At 26.4% G+C, this 284-nt stretch carries 1 pseudogene; it reads right to left on the bottom strand.

Annotated features, from left to right (window positions below):
- Positions 1-194, bottom strand: a pseudogene (locus tag AAEZ18_RS18650) (chemotaxis protein); the annotation flags it as partial.
- Positions 195-284 lie beyond the last annotated feature (90 nt).

Raw genomic sequence — 284 nt, 5'->3', positions numbered from 1 at the left:
GTTGAGATATTATTTAAAATAATACCTAAATCAAAAACAGGTGTTGGTGTATCCATATAATCTTTAACACCAATAAAGCTTTTATTATTGTTTGGTAAAGTTGTTAGATTATTGTCAAAGCGCTCAGTTAATAAAATATCGAGTATTTTTAGCGAAATTGTTTTGCAGCCCACTTTAAAGTTTATTAATTCCATGCCTTTATCTTAATTTACCTATTAATGCTTTAAGGATAGAACAAATTAAATAAATAGCTTAAAGATGGATAAAATTTAACAGAGATAGGG

Origin of the sequence: Pseudoalteromonas sp. 19-MNA-CIBAN-0066 (assembly GCF_040308705.1) — a bacterium.
Classification (GTDB): Bacteria; Pseudomonadota; Gammaproteobacteria; order Enterobacterales; family Alteromonadaceae; genus Pseudoalteromonas; species Pseudoalteromonas nigrifaciens.
The sequence above is the reverse complement of the archived record's forward strand: the minus strand, read 5'-3'. Positions and strand labels throughout refer to the sequence as shown.